Annotated in this window: 1 pseudogene; it reads right to left on the reverse strand. The window is 40.0% G+C overall.

Annotation, left to right across the window (positions count from 1 at the left end):
• Positions 1-816 (reverse strand): annotated as a pseudogene (locus tag Q0857_RS16875) (hypothetical protein); the annotation flags it as partial.

Below are 816 nucleotides of genomic sequence, written 5' to 3' on the forward strand. Positions count from 1 at the left end.
TACCGTATCTACACTACTCGCTACATCTAAACTCGCTGTAACATCTACTGATCCTGCATCCTCATCTACGGACTCATTTGATATAGCCATAATTGGCAACACACAAATCGGAGAAGTAACTATTAAATCTACACTACATGCATTTAATATAGTTGTTAAAGTAACATCTGTTCCCGCATTAATTCCTGTTACAATATCTAAAGAATTATCAACTATTCCGCTCGTTGATGTAACATTCCCATTTGTATTAAACGAAATATTATATGTTAAACCATCAGATGAACACGTTGTGTTAATCAATGATAATGTAGGTAAAGCATTCACAATAATATCTACTTGAGTCGCTGTACTTTCACAACCATTTACGCCACTTTGCGTCACATATACAGTTTCTACACCTACCCCTCCACTTGGAGTGAACGTAGCATCATTATCAATAACTATAGTCAAACTTGAATCACTATACCATCTATAACTAGCACCTACTAAACCTATGGCCGTAATATCTAATATCACATCTCCATCACAGTAAGTAGCTCCACTTGCATTTGGGGCTACTGGTAAAATTATATCTTCTGTAATCGTAACTGTATCGGTTGCTGTACAACCATTATCTGCATCGGTGATTGTTAAGGTATACACGCCCGCTGCACTAATGGTTGGTGTAGCCGTGTTGGCACCACTGTCTATCGTGCCGCCTGTCCATGCATAGCTTAAAGCTCCTTGGCCTGAAGAACTCGTTCCATCTAAAACTAAGGTCGTTACCGCACAGGTCAGTTCTGCAGGAGCCCCTGCATCAGCCGTGGGAGCTAATAT

The sequence above is a fragment of the uncultured Algibacter sp. genome (genome assembly GCF_947495925.1).
Classification (GTDB): domain Bacteria; phylum Bacteroidota; class Bacteroidia; order Flavobacteriales; family Flavobacteriaceae; genus Algibacter_E.